Annotated in this window: 16 protein-coding genes and 1 pseudogene; 12 read left to right on the forward strand and 5 right to left on the reverse strand. The window is 68.3% G+C overall.

From position 1 onward, the window contains the following. Positions 1 to 89 precede the first annotated feature (89 nt). On the forward strand, positions 90 to 995 hold the full coding sequence (locus P3102_RS15930) for an Lrp/AsnC family transcriptional regulator (protein ID WP_276370111.1): 906 nt from the start codon (positions 90 to 92) through the stop codon (positions 993 to 995). A gap of 483 nt (positions 996 to 1478) precedes the next feature. Next, the gene (locus P3102_RS15935; protein ID WP_276370112.1) at positions 1479 to 2732 is read left to right on the forward strand and encodes an HNH endonuclease signature motif containing protein; all 1254 of its coding nucleotides are present in this window, start codon (positions 1479 to 1481) and stop codon (positions 2730 to 2732) included. 311 nt (positions 2733 to 3043) lie between these two features. Here P3102_RS15935 and P3102_RS15940 read toward each other — a convergent pair whose 3' ends face one another. Further along, entirely contained in the window at positions 3044 to 3496 is a 453-nt protein-coding gene (locus P3102_RS15940) for a GNAT family protein (RefSeq protein ID WP_276370113.1), read from the reverse strand. Positions 3497 to 3750: 254 nt separating this feature from the next. Between P3102_RS15940 and P3102_RS15945 the strand changes: the two are divergent. The 8 genes and pseudogenes from P3102_RS15945 to P3102_RS15980 form a co-directional block, all read left to right on the forward strand. Beyond that, positions 3751 to 3939: pseudogene (locus P3102_RS15945) on the forward strand (IS5/IS1182 family transposase); the annotation flags it as partial. Positions 3940 to 4097: 158 nt separating this feature from the next. Continuing rightward, a complete protein-coding gene (locus P3102_RS15950; protein WP_276370115.1) occupies positions 4098 to 4220 on the forward strand; it encodes a hypothetical protein in 123 nt (40 codons plus the stop codon). A 150-nt stretch (positions 4221 to 4370) separates the two neighbouring features. Beyond that, a complete protein-coding gene (locus tag P3102_RS15955) occupies positions 4371 to 5666 on the forward strand; it encodes a choice-of-anchor B family protein (RefSeq protein ID WP_276370116.1) in 1296 nt (431 codons plus the stop codon). A gap of 12 nt (positions 5667 to 5678) precedes the next feature. After that, positions 5679 to 6566, forward strand: a complete 888-nt coding sequence (locus tag P3102_RS15960) for a hypothetical protein (protein WP_276370117.1) — start codon at positions 5679 to 5681, stop codon at positions 6564 to 6566. A 177-nt stretch (positions 6567 to 6743) separates the two neighbouring features. Continuing rightward, positions 6744 to 7304, forward strand: coding sequence for a precorrin-3B C(17)-methyltransferase (locus tag P3102_RS15965; protein WP_276370119.1), 561 nt, complete (start codon positions 6744 to 6746; stop codon positions 7302 to 7304). A gap of 114 nt (positions 7305 to 7418) precedes the next feature. Continuing rightward, positions 7419 to 8474, forward strand: a complete 1056-nt coding sequence (locus tag P3102_RS15970; protein WP_276370120.1) for an LLM class flavin-dependent oxidoreductase — start codon at positions 7419 to 7421, stop codon at positions 8472 to 8474. Between the two features lie 10 nt (positions 8475 to 8484). Next, positions 8485 to 9375, forward strand: a complete 891-nt coding sequence (locus tag P3102_RS15975) for an AraC family transcriptional regulator (protein WP_276370122.1) — start codon at positions 8485 to 8487, stop codon at positions 9373 to 9375. Positions 9376 to 9449: 74 nt separating this feature from the next. After that, a complete protein-coding gene (locus tag P3102_RS15980; RefSeq protein WP_276371196.1) occupies positions 9450 to 9899 on the forward strand; it encodes an SRPBCC family protein in 450 nt (149 codons plus the stop codon). Between the two features lie 7 nt (positions 9900 to 9906). Here P3102_RS15980 and P3102_RS15985 read toward each other — a convergent pair whose 3' ends face one another. Then, entirely contained in the window at positions 9907 to 10869 is a 963-nt protein-coding gene (locus tag P3102_RS15985; protein WP_276370123.1) for a M64 family metallopeptidase, read from the reverse strand. A 94-nt stretch (positions 10870 to 10963) separates the two neighbouring features. On the opposite strand from P3102_RS15985, the gene P3102_RS15990 reads away from it, so the two are divergent. Beyond that, complete coding sequence (locus tag P3102_RS15990) at positions 10964 to 11938, forward strand: LysR family transcriptional regulator (RefSeq protein ID WP_276370125.1); 975 nt, start codon at positions 10964 to 10966, stop codon at positions 11936 to 11938. Positions 11939 to 12013: 75 nt separating this feature from the next. Further along, entirely contained in the window at positions 12014 to 12766 is a 753-nt protein-coding gene (locus tag P3102_RS15995) for a trypsin-like serine protease (protein ID WP_276370127.1), read from the forward strand. Positions 12767 to 12986: 220 nt separating this feature from the next. Here P3102_RS15995 and P3102_RS16000 read toward each other — a convergent pair whose 3' ends face one another. From P3102_RS16000 to P3102_RS16010, 3 genes are all read right to left on the reverse strand, one after another. Next, positions 12987 to 13136 carry a hypothetical protein gene (locus tag P3102_RS16000; protein WP_276370128.1) on the reverse strand — a complete coding sequence of 50 codons (150 nt, stop codon included), beginning with the start codon at positions 13134 to 13136 and terminating at the stop codon, positions 12987 to 12989. Positions 13137 to 13574: 438 nt separating this feature from the next. Next, positions 13575 to 14561, reverse strand: coding sequence for a helix-turn-helix domain-containing protein (locus P3102_RS16005; protein ID WP_276370130.1), 987 nt, complete (start codon positions 14559 to 14561; stop codon positions 13575 to 13577). Positions 14562 to 14563: 2 nt separating this feature from the next. Continuing rightward, on the reverse strand, positions 14564 to 15217 hold the full coding sequence (locus P3102_RS16010; RefSeq protein WP_276370131.1) for a trypsin-like serine protease: 654 nt from the start codon (positions 15215 to 15217) through the stop codon (positions 14564 to 14566). Positions 15218 to 15362: the final 145 nt, after the last annotated feature.

Raw genomic sequence — 15362 nt, forward strand, 5'->3', positions numbered from 1 at the left:
AGAACGTGCAATCCTTGTCGTCCGTAAGCGGTTTTTGTCGATGATATGGTGCTGCGGCTCGGCGGAAATTCAGCAGAGGAGAAATCGTCGTGGACGACGCGTTGATCGCGGCTTTGCGCGCGGACGGCCGGATGAGCGTGGCCGAGCTGGCCCATCGCGTCGGTGCGTCGCGGTCGGCCGTGTCGGCGCGGCTGGAGCAGCTGAAGGCAGACGGTTCACTCAGCGTCGTCGCGGCGGTCCATCCCGAGTTCCTCGGCCTGACCGCGTACGCGCATCTGGCGATCCGTACGTCCGGCCGGTCGCAGGCGACGACGGACGCCATCGCGGCGCTGCCGGCCGCGGCGTTCGTCTCCGCGGTGAGCGGGGAGTACCAGACCGTCGCCGAGCTGCGGCTGCCTGATCCCTCGGAGCTCTACCGCACGGTGGCGGACATCCGGGGCCTGCCGGAGGTGGAACAGGTCAACACGCTCGTCTACGTGGACGTGGTCAAGGGCCTGTTCATGCCCGGCCGTCCATTGCCGCCCTGGTTGCGGCTCGACGACCGCGACCTCGCGATCCTGCTGCGGTTGCAGGCCGATGGGCGAGAAAGCTACGCGCGCATCGCCGAACACGTCGGGCTGTCACCGTCGGCCACGCGCACCCGGGTGCGCTTCCTCGTGGAACACGACGTCATGCGGATCGCGCCGGTGCTCAGCCGCGCCCGGCCGGACGCCGGTCTGGTCTGCGGGCTCGGCCTGAACGTGCGTGGCGCCGGGGAGTCCGTGACGGCGGCGCTCGCCGCACGCGACGACACCGAATTCCTCGCCAGGACCATCGGCCGGTTCGACGTCGTCGCCACCATCGCGGCGCAGTCCGCCCGCGACCTCGACCGGGCGCTGGAGGAGATCAGCGGCAGACCCGACGTCGTGTCCGCGGAGACGTGGGTCCACCTGCGCATTGCCAAGGAACGCTACGAGTGGCCGCTGCCGACGGCGGAAGAACTCGCGCGGCGTTAGTCGTCGTCCCGCAAGGCTTTCGGATTTCGGTCTTGAGCACCTTGCCGATGTGAAACTGTCCCACGACGACCTCGCCGCGTTCGCCGGGCGGCAGCAATCCACCCCTCTCGGACATGATCGCGACCTGGTGCCGTCGGCATCTACGACTACGGTCCGATGAAAAGGCAAAGTGCGCCGGCGCTCAAGTGCTTCACCGGCATCCTGCTACGCGTCATCAGGCGCCAAAACCGGTCTACAGAATAGCCGCGACGTCCGGAACGCTCTTGTCGCATCACGCGAACTGGCGATGTCTTCAGTGGGGCGCCGCGGGGCAAGGGCGGAAGCGAGCTTGCTCTGCCGGGAACGTTTCATTCTTGCTCGGCCTTTATGCCTCTCGATGGCGTGGAGTGCTGTGCCAGACCACCCGGAAGAGGTAAATCTGCGGATTCGCGGTCACATAAAATTACGAACACTTGTTCGATTGATTTGGGGTATTATCGAGGGGTGTCCGAGACCGTTCTTCCCGAGTTGCCGCAGGAGTTGTGGCGTGCCGGCAAGCTGGAGCTTGCTCGTGGTGTGCAGCAGTCTTTGCGGGTGATTCGGATGGCTACCGCTGGGTTGGGGCGGTATTTGGCGGAGATCGAGTCTCGGGGTGTCAAAGACTTGTACGGGTATGGCTGCACGGCCAGGTGGTTCGCTGATGTGGCTGGGTTGTCGGTGGGTGAGGCTAGGCCGGTGGTGAACCGGGCGATCGCGTTGCACCCGACCCGTACTTTGGATGGCAGTGAGGTTCCCGCTGTCGCACCGGCTACTGCTGCGGTGGCTGCGGAGGGGTTGGTCGGGGATGAGCGGATCGAGCAGATCCTGGACATCTTGAAGAAGCTCCCGGCCGAAACCTCCACTGAGGATCGGGCGAGTGCGGAGAAAATCCTTGCCGACCTTGCCCGTGACGCGGGTCCGCGGCAGCTCGTGGACGCCGCGGCGAAACTGCTCGCGTGGCTCGACCCGGACGGGAACGAGCCGAAGGATCCCGAACCTGCTCAGCCGCGCCGGGAAATCACGCTCGAACGCCGGAAAGACGGGTTCTGGAAGCTGACTGGCTTGCTTGATGACGAGACCGGTGCCCGCACCGCCGCTGCTCTTGAGGCGTATGCGGCGCCGCGGCCGGTGGACGAGTTCGGGCAGGCGGATCTGCGCATAAAGTGCGAGCGCATGGGCGACGCCTGGGTCGACATCCTCGACCTCGCGATCGCCTGCCCCGACCAGCCCGGCACCAGCGGGTATCGCACCCTGGTGCACGTCACCATCGGACTCGACGAGCTCAAGACCGGTCTCGGGACCGCGTGCCTGGACTTCATCGGGACCATGACCGCCCGCGACGCCCGCCTCGCCGCCTGCGACTGCCTGATGCTGCCGGTCGTCATGAGTGTGGCCGGGGAGCCGCTGGACGTAGGGCGGCTCAGGCGATTCGTCACACCTGGCCAACGCCGCGCCTTAAACCTCCGCGACGGCGGCTGTGCCTTCCCCGGATGCCACCGCAAGCCCAAGAATTGTCATGCTCACCACATTCACCACTGGGCAGATGGCGGTCCCACGGATCTCCGGAATCTGGTACTGCTGTGCGGTTTTCATCACCGGCTGATCCACCACGGTGACTGGCAAGTCCGCATGGCCGCCGACGGGCTACCGGAGTTCATCCCGCCGCAGTATCTGGATCCGTTACGACGATCCCGCCGCAACACCCTCCACCACGTCTGACCCCGAAGAGCCCGCCAGCCACACCGGCGACGGGCCCTTCGGCATGCCCCCAGGTAAGTCGCTCTCTCGCCAACGGTGCTGAGGCCGTGTCCGGTAAGTCATGTTCGCGGTCTTCGCGCCTTGGCGGCACGGGCGGATGCGGCCGAGCACGGATCCGGCACGAGGCCGATCGGCCGGCACCGTCAGGAACCACCTGGATCACGAAGCCCATCGAACAGAATGAACCCGACCTCCATCCCCTCCCCTTCCAGAAGCGGTCCGATGTTCCAGTGAGCCTTCCACCCTCACTCCGAACGGGTTGGGAGGAGTGCTCATGGCGTTCCCGGACAATGCTCTGAGCGGAGCAGACCGTAGACGAGCACATCGACATACTCGCCGTGTTGGAAGGACCTGCCGTGCATGACACCTTCCCGGCGGAACCCCAGGCGTTCGAGGGCTTTCTGCTCGCCGAGGTTACCGCCATTGGTGAGGGCTTCGATTCTGTTCGCAGTCGTGCGGCCGAACAGGTAGTCCACGAGCAGCCTCTGCGCCACCGTGCCCACCCCCTGTCCACGATGCTCGGGTAGCACTCCCACGCCGATCTCGTAGGTGACACCCGAGGGGAAGCCGCGGGGGCTTCCAGGTCGCGATGCCGATAACCGTGTCGTCGGCCCGCGCGATCGCAACCGCCGCGGACTCGGCGGAGATGTACCCGTCGATCTCCCATCGCTTGCGGCGTGCCCTCGGATCACCGAATCCGGGCCACTCGAACTCGCCGAGCGCATCGGGATCCGTGCAGAGGCGGTCGAGAAAGGCGAGGTCGGCCTCGGTGAACGCCCTCAAGCGGACTTCGTCTGGGCGGTTCGCTGGAGTCATGAAGGCCAGTATCACGCCCGGAACATCATCCGTCAGGCAGTGAGCACTTCCCGACCTTGTGGTGACAGGCTGGGGTTCGTCGGTCCCCAGGCGCTGAATGTGGCGAAGCACCCGATAGAGGAGTTCACGACCAAGATCACTCGCTCGACCAGGAGCTTTCGCCATGCTTGTCTCCCCATCCGCGATCGACCTGTCCGGTTCGCACCTGCGGTTCCTCGCCGGGCACCTGCAACGGCGTCGCCGCGAACGAGGCACTCGGTGGCGCAGGCTACCGGTGCACCGCCAGGCACTGCTCGTGCTCGCGCACCCGCGCTGCGGGGATACCTACGCACGCCTCGCCGCCAATTTCGGGAGAACAAGCGGCCGCACCACCGGTTCCGGCTCGGCGGCCTGGACCTCGCGTTCTGGCACGTCCGTTCGCCCGAGCGCGCGGCGCTTCCGCTGATCCTGACCCCACGGCCGGCCGGGCTCGATTGTCGAGTTCGAGAAGGTGATCGGGCCGCTCAGCCGGTGACCGTCCCCACCGCAGTCTCGCTGTTCCCCGCCGATCCCTGGCTCACCGCGCGACGCTGGGCGGAGCGGCGCTACCGCGACTCGCGTCAGTGGAACGCGGCGGCCACTTCCCAGGGCTGAAGCAATTGAAGCTGCTGGTTTCGGAAATCAGGGACGCGTTCCGCAACGTCCGGCAAAACGGTTAAAAGCGCCAGACCTTCGAAGGGATACGGCGGGAGCCGGCGCTCCTATCGTCGGGTGGCGAACCGGAATCCCGTTGAGGAGCGCCTGATGAAGATCGTGCGCATGATCGGACTGGCCGTCGTGACGGCCTCCGCGCTGGTGCTGTCCATGACGGCGGCGTCCGCACACGACCCCGAGACGGCGGAGGGACAGGCGGCGGCGAGGACCTTCCTGGCCGACCACGTGCCGGCCGAGCGGCACGCCGTCACCGGTACCGCGGCGGGTGTTCCGTGCGTCAACGGCATGGCCGACAAATACCCGTGCAAGAACGTCGATCTGCTCAGCGTGCTTCCGTTGTCCGGTCTCGGCGGCGGGAACGGCAACGACATCTGGGGCTGGACCGATCCTTCCTCCGGCAAGGAATACGCGATCGTCGGCCGGACCAACGGCACCGCGTTCGTCGACCTGAGCGTCCCGACCTCGCCGAAGTTCCTCGGCAACCTGCCGTCCAACGGCGGCAGCAGTTCGTGGCGGGACATGAAGGTGTACAAGAACCACGCGTTCATCGTGGCCGACTTCATCACCGGGCACGGTATGCAGGTGTTCGACCTGACCAGACTGCGCACGGTCACCACTCCGCAGACCTTCACCGCCGACGCGCTGTACCGGGAATTCGGTCCGGCGCACAACATCGCGATCAACGAGGAGACCGGTTTCGCCTACGCGATCGGCTCCAACACGTGCAGCGGCGGTCCGCACATCGTCGACATCCAGAACCCGAAGGCGCCGTCCAAGGCGGGCTGTGTTTCGCAGGACGGCTACACCCACGACACGCAGTGCGTCGTCTACCGGGGACCGGACGCGGCGTACCGCGGCAAGGAAATCTGCTTCAACGCCAACGAGGACACGCTGACCATCGTCGACGTCACCGACAAGGCGAGGCCGGTCCAGATCTCCCGCAAGGGCTACTCGGGCGCGCAGTACTCGCACCAGGGCTGGCTGACCGGCGACCAGCGGTACTTCCTGCTGGACGACGAACTGGACGAGTCGCGCGGCACCGACAAGCGCACCAAGACCTACGTCTGGGATTTGGCGAAGCTGTCCGCCCCGGTGCACACCGGCGTCTACAGTTCACCGGCCACCGCGATCGACCACAACCAGTACATCAAGGGCCAGTACTCCTACCAGGCGAACTACCAGGCGGGGCTGCGCATCCTCGACGTCAGCGGGGTCGCTTCGGCGAAGCTGTCCGAAGTCGGCTACTTCGACATCTACCCTTCGGGCAACTCCGCGAACTTCAACGGGGCGTGGAGCAATTACCCGTACTTCTCCAGCGGCATCGTCATCGTCAACGGCATCGAGCAGGGCCTGGTCGTGGTGAAGCCGAACCTCGGCGGGCAGTGACCGGGGGCGATCGTGCGCAAACCCCGGCTCACGGACTGGTTGTTCCTGGCATTGGCCTTGGTGCTCGGTGTGGCCGCGGTGTTCGTCGCGCTCCGGCCGACACCCGGCTCCGCGCATTCTGCTCACCAGCGGTCCGCCGAGACCGTGACGGCGGACCTGCTTCCCGCCGCGCACAGTGACGGGCTGTCGGAGGCCGAAAGCGGCTACCGGTTCGAGCGGATCACCACGCCCTCCGTCCGGGGCCCCGAGGTGCCGGTCGCTTTCCGGATCCTCGGGCCCGACGGACGGCCGGTCACTCGTTTCCTGGACAACCAAACCAGACAACTGCATTTCTTCGCCGTGCGCGACGACATGAACGTCTTCCAGCACGTGCATCCGACTTTGGACGGCGACGTCTGGCGCACGAGCCTCACCCTGACCGACGGCGGCGCGTACCGGATGTTCGCCGAGTTCGTCCCGCTCGACACCAAGGATCCGAAACATCCGGTGGTGCTCGGCGTCCCGTTCACCGTGCCCGGCGACACCACGTTCGTGCCGGTGCCCGCACCCGCCGCGGACACCGTGACGGCCACGGGTTACCGGGTGACGCGGGTGGACGGGGCGGCCCGGATCCCGTCGCTGCGGGCACAGGTTCTCCGCTTCGCCCTCCGCGGCCCCGACGGCGCGTTCGTCACCGCGGTCGATCCGCATCTGGGTGCGAACGGCCATATGACCGGATTTCACACCATGCTGCTGTCGGCCACGCATCTGCATCCGGTCCAGCCGCTCGGCGCGGCGCTGGCCGGCGGCGAGCTCACCTTCCATTCCCTGTTCTCGGAACGCGGGGAGTACCGGCTGTTCCTCGAGTTCTCCCACGGTGGACGGGTGCACACGGCCGCGATCACGGTCGCGGTCGACTAGATCGGAGGTCGGCCAGGAGGGGAGCCCCGTGGTCCCGGTGTCCGCGCTGGAGGCGAAGCTCGCACGGACGGTCCGGCGTCGAGGCGAAACCTTCCCGCGCGGACGCTGAATCCGACAGAATGACCCCGTGCGAATACTTCGTGTCGTGGTGACGCTCGTCCTGCTCGGTCTCGCCGGTTGCCAAGGCGGGGTCTCCGGTCAAGCCGAGTCCGAGGGCGACAGCTTCACGATCAAGGACGGGTCGCGGCTCGGTTCCGGCCGGTCCTGGCCGAGTTCCCGCCGGGTCCGGCGACAGGTTCGGCGACCGACCGGCAGAGCACCGATCCCGCCGGGCAACAGGCCGCCGCGGCGGCGCTGGACTGCTCGGCGGGTCCGGATCCGCTGGACGGCCGGGACGATCCGGCGCTCCCGCTGGTCAGCTGCGACCGCGTGGAGGGCAGGAGATACCTGCTCGGCCCGGCGTTCCTCACCGGAGCCGACCTCAGCCGCGCGAACGCCCGGCTCGACACGCGGTCGGGAGGCCCGTTCGTCGGGCTCAGCTTCACCGACGCGGGCGCGCGGACGTGGGCCGACTGGACCGCCGGGAACGTCGGCAAGCAGGTCGCGATGGTGCTGAAGAGCCGCGTGCTGACCGCGCCGATGATCCAGTCCGCCATCACCGGCGGGGAAACCCAGATCACCGGCAAGTTCACCATGAACGATGCCCGCCAACTGGCACGCGACATCGCCGGCGCCTGAGCCCGGACCGAACGGCCCCTGTCCCTTCAGTGGCCATGCCGGAGACTCGGGTCGCCGCGGAATACGATCACCGAACCCGACGTTTGAGCGTTCAACTACTTGAGGAGTTGGACAATGGGTTACGAGATCCTGGGCACCCGGCAAGAGCCGACCTTCGGCCTGGACACGTTCGGCGACGTCGAGAACGGCAGGGACGGCCAGCCGGTGAGCCAGGCCGAAGCCATCCGTCAGGTCGTGGCCGAGGGCGTCCTCGCCGACCAGGTGGGCGTGGACTACTTCGGCGTCGGCGAACATCACCGCGCGGAGATGGCGGTGTCCTCGCCGGACGTCGTGCTGGCCGCGATCGCGGGGCGGACCGAACGGCTCCGGCTGGGCACGGCCGTCACGGTGCTCAGCTCGGACGACCCGGTGCGGGTGTACGAGCGATTCGCCACGCTGGACGCCGTTTCCCGTGGCCGCGCCGAAGTCACGCTCGGCCGGGGCTCGTTCACCGAGTCGTTCCCGCTGTTCGGCTATTCGCTGGACGACTACGAAGTGCTCTTCGCCGAGAAACTCGACCTGTTCACCCGGTTGCAGGGGGAGAAGCCGGTCGACTGGTCCGGGACCGTCCGTCCCGCGCTGGAAGGCGCGCAGGCGTTCCCGGTCACCGAAGCGGGCGGTCTGCCCGCCTGGGTCGGCGTCGGCGGGACCCCGCAGTCCGTGGTCCGCGCGGCCGCGTACGGCCTGCCGCTGGTGATGGCCGTGATCGGCGGGTCGCCGGAGCGGTTCACCCCGCTCGCGGACCTGTACCGGCGTGCGGTGAAGGAGGCCGGTCATCAGGAGCTGCCGATCTCGATGCACAGCCCTGGACATGTCGCCGAGACCGACGAGCTGGCCGTCGCCCAGCATTTCGCGCATCACCAGGCCGCTTTCGCCAAGATCGGCGCCGAACGGGGCTGGGGCCCGATGTCCCGTGCCGACTACGACGCCATGGCCGGGTCGCGCGGCGCGCTGTTCGTCGGCTCGCCGGATACCGTCGCGCAAAAGATCGCGTGGGCGGTGCGGACCCTTGGCCTGTCGCGATTCCAGCTCAAATACAGCGTCGGCGCGCTTCCGCACGAGCAGCGCCTGAACTCGATCCGGCTCTACGGCGAACAGGTCGTCCCGCGCGTGAGGGAACTGCTCGGCTAGCCTCGAAGTCGTGGTGTTCGATTCCGAGCGATTCGACCTTCAGCCCTACACCGGTTTCGACATGTCCCGTTACGTCCGGCGGACCTCGTGCAGTTGGGAGGATTCCGGTTGGAAGTCGCTGCTCGTCCAGCGGTTCGAGCACGTTCCGGTCGCCGACGACCTGCGGCTGCCCGCCGTCGCGGATCTCCATCTCGTCCTGCCGCTTTCGGGACGGGCGGTGATGGAGACCCGCGGCGAAGGCCGGTGGATTCGCCACCAGTGGGGGCCGGGACGGCTCGAACTCGCCGTTCCCGGCAAGCCGGTGCTGCGCCGCTACCGCGGGGACGCCTCGATGCGCAGCCTGCAGGTGCACATCCCGGGTCCCTCGGTGGAGGCGGTCGCCGCGCGGCTGGGCGGCCGTGCGGTGGACCACGAAGCGATGGCGGCGTCCGTGGCCGGGGGAGATCCGTTGCTCGACGAACTGGTGCGGGCGGTCGGGAACGCGAGGGAGAACGACGACCTCTACGCCGAATCCGCGGCCGCCTTCCTCACCGTGCACCTGCTCACGCGCCACGCGCGGAAACCGGACCCCCCGAGCGGCGGCCGGGAGGACGAACGGGTCCGCGCCGCCGTCGCGATGATGCGTGACCGGCTGGGTGACCCGCTCAGCGTCGCCGAAATCGCCGATGAGGTACATCTGAGCGTCTACCACTTCATCCGGGTCTTCAAAGAGAAGACCGGTGAGACACCGCATCGTTTCCTCGGCGGGCTCCGCATCGAGGAGGCGCGCAGACTGCTGCGCGGCACCGACCTCCCGATCGCGCGGATCGCGGAAAGGTGCGGGTTCACCACTCCCGGCGCCTTGTCGGCCGCTTTCCTGCGGCACACCGGAGCGCGGCCCTCCGACTACCGCAATTCCTGATCACGGCTCCGCAATTCCGCAGCTGGTGACCCTGGCCGCCCGTTCCTAGGGTGAGCCGGGTGAATAGTTCCGGATTGCAGTCGTACGACGTCACCGCCGAATCGACGGCACCGCCCGCCGCGGTGTGGGCGCTGTTGCTGGACGCCCGCAGCTGGCCGGTCTGGTCGCGGGTGGGTTCCCTGGAAATCGCCGCGTCGCGAGGACTTTCCGCCGACGGGCGAGACGAGGTCGGTGCCGTCCGTGCCTTCCGCACCGGCAAGACGGTCACCAAGGAGCGGATCACCGCCCTCGAACCCGGACGCCGGTTCGCCTACGAGGGGGTGGACGTCCCGGTGATGGTCGATTACCAGGCCTCGGTCGATCTGATGGGAACGCCCGCTGGAGGAACGCAGATCCGTTGGCACGGAACATATCGCGTGGGCAAGGGTAAAGCGTGGATCTTCCGGTGGTATCTCCGCCGCTTCATGCGGGACATGGCGACCGGGCTCGCCGACCACGCCGGCGGCCCGGTCAAGCGGCCATGACGAGGAATCAGTGCCGATGAGCGGTTTCGCGGTGGAAGCCCGCGATCATCGCTTCGGTGCTCGGCGGGTTGAAGGGCTGCCCGAGCGTGCGCATCAGTGAGTTCACGCTGGGACGGTACATCCCGGTCTTGCAGTAGCGGGACCCTTCGAAGGCGCCGACGGTGCCGCCGTCGGGGGAGGGCTTGCCGAGCCAGGTGTACCACTTGGCTCGGCGGTCCCGCATCTGCGCGGCCGTGAGCGCGGAAGCGTTGGGCTCCCGGGGTTCGCGGGCATCGCAAGTGCCGTAATCGTACTCGTCGGCGAGCCCGCCGACGGAGTGCCCGAGTTCGTGGGCGACGATCTGGCTGGCCTGGATGTTGCCGCCCGAGGAGGTCGCGACCCCGCCACCGGCGCCACCGTACTTCGTCGTGTTCGCCAGCATGATGACCTGATCGACGTCCGGCGCGGCCGCGGCGTACTGGTTCGCCTTGGTCTCGTTGACGCACAACAGCCGTTCGATACCGCCGCACCAGAAGTACGAGCCCAGCGCGGTGGTGCGCCGTATCCCCTGGGTCGGATCGTTGGTGATGCCGGACTGCGGTGACACCACGTCGACCTGCCACAGGTTGAACTGTTTGCGGTAGCTCTTGTACGGCTCGATGGCGAACAGCGCCGCGATGCTGGAGCGGACGTGCTGCGAGTACGTGCCCAACTGGGTGGAGGTGTAGCCGTCACCGACGAAGACCAGGTCGAAGGTGGTCTCGCTCGGGCCGTTGGTTTCGATCGGGGTCACCGCGGCGGCGCTCGCGATCTGCCGCGGCGCGGCGGTTCTGTCCGAGGCGGGCCGGGTGACGTCCACCCGGGTGATGGTCCCTCCTGGTTCGAAGGCCTCCATCGATGTCGTGAACCGGGGAGCCGCCGACGCCGTCGCGGGAACGAGTGCGGCGACGAGGGTGGCGGTCAGCGCGACCATGAGACAGGCGCGTCGCATGCGTACTCCTTGCGGGGAGGGTGGGGGAGCAGGAAAAACGATCCCGACTTTCGACGGCTTCCGGCACATCCCAAGTGGCCATAAGGTCCGCGTGATGGACGTCGAGTTACGTCACCTGCGCGTGGTGTGCGCCGTCGCCGACGCGGGCAGCATCACGCGCGCGGCGATCGCCCTCGGGAGCACCCAGCCCGCGCTGACCGCCGCCGTGCAACGGATCGAGCGCGCGTTCGGCGGCACCCTGTTCGTCCGCGGCCGGGACGGCGTCTTCCCGACGGCGTTCGGCGAATGCGTGCTCCGCCGCGCGCGGGCCGTTCTCGCCGCGGCGGACACGATGCACCGGGACGCGGCACGCTGGCTCGCGGAAGGCGATGGACGTCCTGTCGCGTTGGGTGGGATCGGCGGTTCGATGGTCGTGGAACTGGCGGACCGGCTCGGTGATGCCGGCCGCGGGCAAGCGGTTTCGGTGACCACCGAGTTCTCGCCGTCGCGGCTACTGGATCTCGTGGCCGGTGGACAGCTCGACGCCGCCGTCGTCGCCGACTATCCCGGGCACCGCCTGCCGTCCGCGCCGGGGGTGAGGTCACGGCCGCTGGCCACGCAACCGGTGTTCGTGGCGATCGCCGCGGACCATCCGGCCGCCCGTCACGGCGAGCTGGGCCTCGCCGATCTCGCCGGGGAACGGTGGGTGCTCGGACCGTCCGACGGGGCAGGCTGGCCGGAGTGTTTCGAGGAAGCCTGTGCGCGGGCCGGATTCCGGCCGAAGGTCGCGCACCGGAGCACGGAACTGCGGCCACTGCAACGCCTGATCGCGGCGGGCCGGGCGATTTCCCCTTGCCAGGTCACCTTTCCCGCTTCGCCGGGCATCGCGATCCGCGCGCTGGCGGGAGATCCGTTGTGGATGCGGTATCTGATCGTCTGGAGCCTCGAAGGCGCCTTCGGCGGGGACAGCGACGCCTTGGTCGCCGCGGCCGAGGCGGCTTACCGGTCCGACACCGAAAGCAGCCTCACCTATCGCCACTGGCTCGCCCGCCGCGGTGAACCGCTCGCGGCCCGGCGTGCCATCGGGTGACACCTGGTCAGGGAATACCCCTTGTCGGCCGGTGGGTCCTAGCCTCGGATCAGCTCATCGACGAAGGGTAAGAAATTGCGTCTGCGCGCCCTGCTGGCCGCCGCTGTCCTGACCATCTCCACCGCTCCGGCCGCGCTCGCCGCGCCGGACGTCGCCCACGGCACCGACGTCCCACTGGGACGGTTCGGGTTCGTCGCGAAGATCGCGATGACGAAGATCCCCCGCCCGGACGGCTCGACCTACACCAGCTACTGCACGGGTGCGCTGGTCGCGCCCGGCTGGGTCGCCACGACCGGGCACTGCTTCCACGACGCGCACCGCAAGCGGGTCGCGGGCAAGGTGCCGTATCCGACGATGGTGACGCTGGGCCTGGTCGACGAAGCGATCGAATCGGGTGTGGCCCGCAGGGCGACCGAAGTGCTGCAGGCGAAGGAGAACGACGTCGCCCTCATCAAGCTGGACACCCCCGTGACCACGGTGACCCCGCTGTCGGTGCACCGCGCGCTGCCGAAGGCCGGCCAGCAGTTGACGCTGGCGGGCTGGGGCAGTTTGACCGTCACGAATCCCACCCCGGCGACCCGGATGCAGCAAGGCACCGTCCAGGTGGCGACGGTGGCCCCGACGACGCTCGGGGTGCGCGGTGCCGCGCCGTCGACCACGACCAGCGCCTGCACCTACGACTCGGGCGCGCCGTACTTCGTTCCGGAAGGCAAGGGCGGCGCGCTGGTCTCCCTGGAAACGACCGGACCGAATTGCCCGCACGCCGGAATCGAGACGACCTCCCGCGTGGACGTCGTCGCGGACTGGATCGCCACCCATACGGGCTAGCGGACCGCTTCGGCCGGTGGTGGGCCGGGTGGGCGCCTGAGCAGGAGGTCAGTGCGACGACGAAGGCCCGGATGACCGCGCCTCCGGCGCCGTCGGAGCCCCTGTCACCGGATACCGGGGTCCCGGTCCCGGGTGCCCGAGCGGGTCTCCGGGCCAGGACCGGACCGCCCGTTGCCGGAGCCCTCGGAGCCCACTGGGTCCGAGCCCGGGCCGGCCTGGCTCAGAGCGTGAACGCGAGCCAGAGCGCGAGCCAGGCGCAGGCCGCGAAGGCCACGACGACCGCGAACACCCGCAGCCCGGCGGTGGCGATGCGGAGCGACGCGGTGCCGTCGTGCTGACGGTGCGGTCGGTGCTGTCGGTGATTGCCCATGGTGCCGCCCTCCTTCAAAATCAGCTTCCGCCGTCCACGCGTTCTCCGCAGCGGGGATGAGCTGCCCGGGTGACCCCAACCGGGTGAGACCCTCTCGTGATCACTGAGAGGCGAGGTGGCGTGGCCCGGGCCAGCCGACGACGCCGATCAAGCGCGCGAGCGTTCACCACCCCTACGTTGAAGGCAGGGAAAGGAGGCCGTCACGTATTTCGGCAGGGGCGAGGTCGGGTTTCGCGCCTGCCACTCACGACCCCTCGGGTGAAACTCCGCAATGACGCGAAACCGGCAACATCGTAGTAAGAGTGTCCCTGTGGACTGGCAAGGAAAAGGGCTGGAGCTTTTCGGCGAGTTCACTTCCGCCTTCGGCTCCGGCGGCACGTTCGACTGCTCCTCGATTGGTCCGTCGGCTTCCGCATTCAAAGGGCCGGCTGCGGCCTGTCAGAGCCAGCCGTTGTGGGCGGCGAACACCCCGAGCTGGAACCTGCTGGAGACGCCCGCGCGGTCCATCAGGCTTTCCAGGTAGCGGAACAGGGTGCGCCTGCTGACGCCGAGCGCGGCGGCGATCTCGTCGTCCTTGCGCCCGGCGGCGAGCAGGATGAGCAGCTCCCGTTCGACCGGCCGGATCGGTTGCTCGGCCGTCCGTCCTTGCCGGTCGAGGGGGAGCGCCGCGGCCCAGGACGTTTCGAACAGTCCTTCCAGTGCGGAGAAGAGGCTGCACGGACGCACCACGACGATGGACTGGTTGCGATCGGCTTCGCGGATGGTCAGCGCGATGGTGGCCGCACGGTCGTCGAAGAGCGTCAATTTCACCGGGAGTTCCGGAAGCAGCCGGGCCCGTTCGCCCGCCCGCAGGCATGGCAGGATGTTCTCGGCGAGATAGCCGGGATCACCGAACGACGCTCCACTGTAGACACAGCGATAGCCGATCCCGCGCCGCAGTTGTTCCTCCTCCAGTGGGTTCCGGCGGCCGCCGGTGAAGTAGGGCGGGGAATCGAGACGGCGCACCTGATGCCGCACCGAGGTCGCGAGCTGCCGCAGCCGGGGGATGATGGCGTCGCCGGTGACCACTTCGAGCAGGTCCTGCGCGTTCGGCATTCCCGAATGTGCCCGCCGGAAGGCGCGATACGCGGTCTGGACCGCGAGTCGCGCCTCGTGCAGTTCGGCCTGCCGCCGGGTGGTCAGCGCCGTCAGTGCTTCGCTGGGGTTCGCGGGGAGGAACTCTGCGCCGTCCACTCCGGACGGTACCGCGAGTCCGGCGTCGGCCAGTTCTTTCAGTGCCAGCTGCACCGTCTCCGCGTCGTCCTCCCGCCAGGCCAATCCCTCGGCGGTGACGGGGGCGGACTCCAGCATCCGGAGGTAGGTCCGGGCGGCGGTCTCGCCGACGCCCAGTCTGCGCAACTGCGCGCCGAGCCCGTCCGAGGACACGCTTAGACGCCCGAAGTGTCGCGGATCCAGGTGCGGTGCGCCGAGATCGCGGTATGCGTCGAACTGTCCACCTTGTTCCCGGCGATGTGCACGCCGACCTGCTTGCCGCCGACGAAAACCGGCCCGCCCGAGTCACCGCCGTTGGTGAGTCCGTTGCCTCGGCCGGCCTTGATCAGTCCACTCCCGACACTGGTCACCGCCATCCGGGCGACCTTGAGGTACCGCTGCAGGTCGCCGTCTTCGTTGTAGCCCCAGCCATAGACGTATTCGGTGTCGCCGACGGCGACGGAAGTGCCGAGGGGCGCATAGGTCGTGCTCACCGAGCGGTCGAGCCGCAGCAGTGCGATGTCGGCGCCATTGGAGGGCGTGTAGATGCCGGCCACGGCGGCGTACGTCCCGGCTTGGTGGTCGACATCGCCCACCCGGACGGAGTACTCGGCGCCGGGTTCGTCGATGCAGTGCTGGGCGGTGAGCACCCAGCGTGCGCTGATGATCGAACCGGAGCACCACTGCTCGCCGTTCTGTTCGATCATGGCCGCCCACGGGCCGGACCGGGCGTATTCGCCGTCGATGATGGGGGCCGCGCCGACTGCCGGAGCGACCGTCGTGAGCCCCGCCGCGCACAGCAGAGCGGTGAGGAGACCTCGGATACGCATGGGGTGCCTTCCAACGCAGGGGAATCGGGAGAAGGAACGGGAAATCGACGGATCACCCGTTCACGGCCTCGGCGGATCACCATGGATCGCCCGGCCGGACCCGTTACCGGTTTTCCCATGCTAGGCAGGTGGATACGGCGGTCGA

This window comes from Amycolatopsis sp. QT-25 (genome assembly GCF_029369745.1).
In the GTDB taxonomy this organism is placed as follows: domain Bacteria; phylum Actinomycetota; class Actinomycetes; order Mycobacteriales; family Pseudonocardiaceae; genus Amycolatopsis.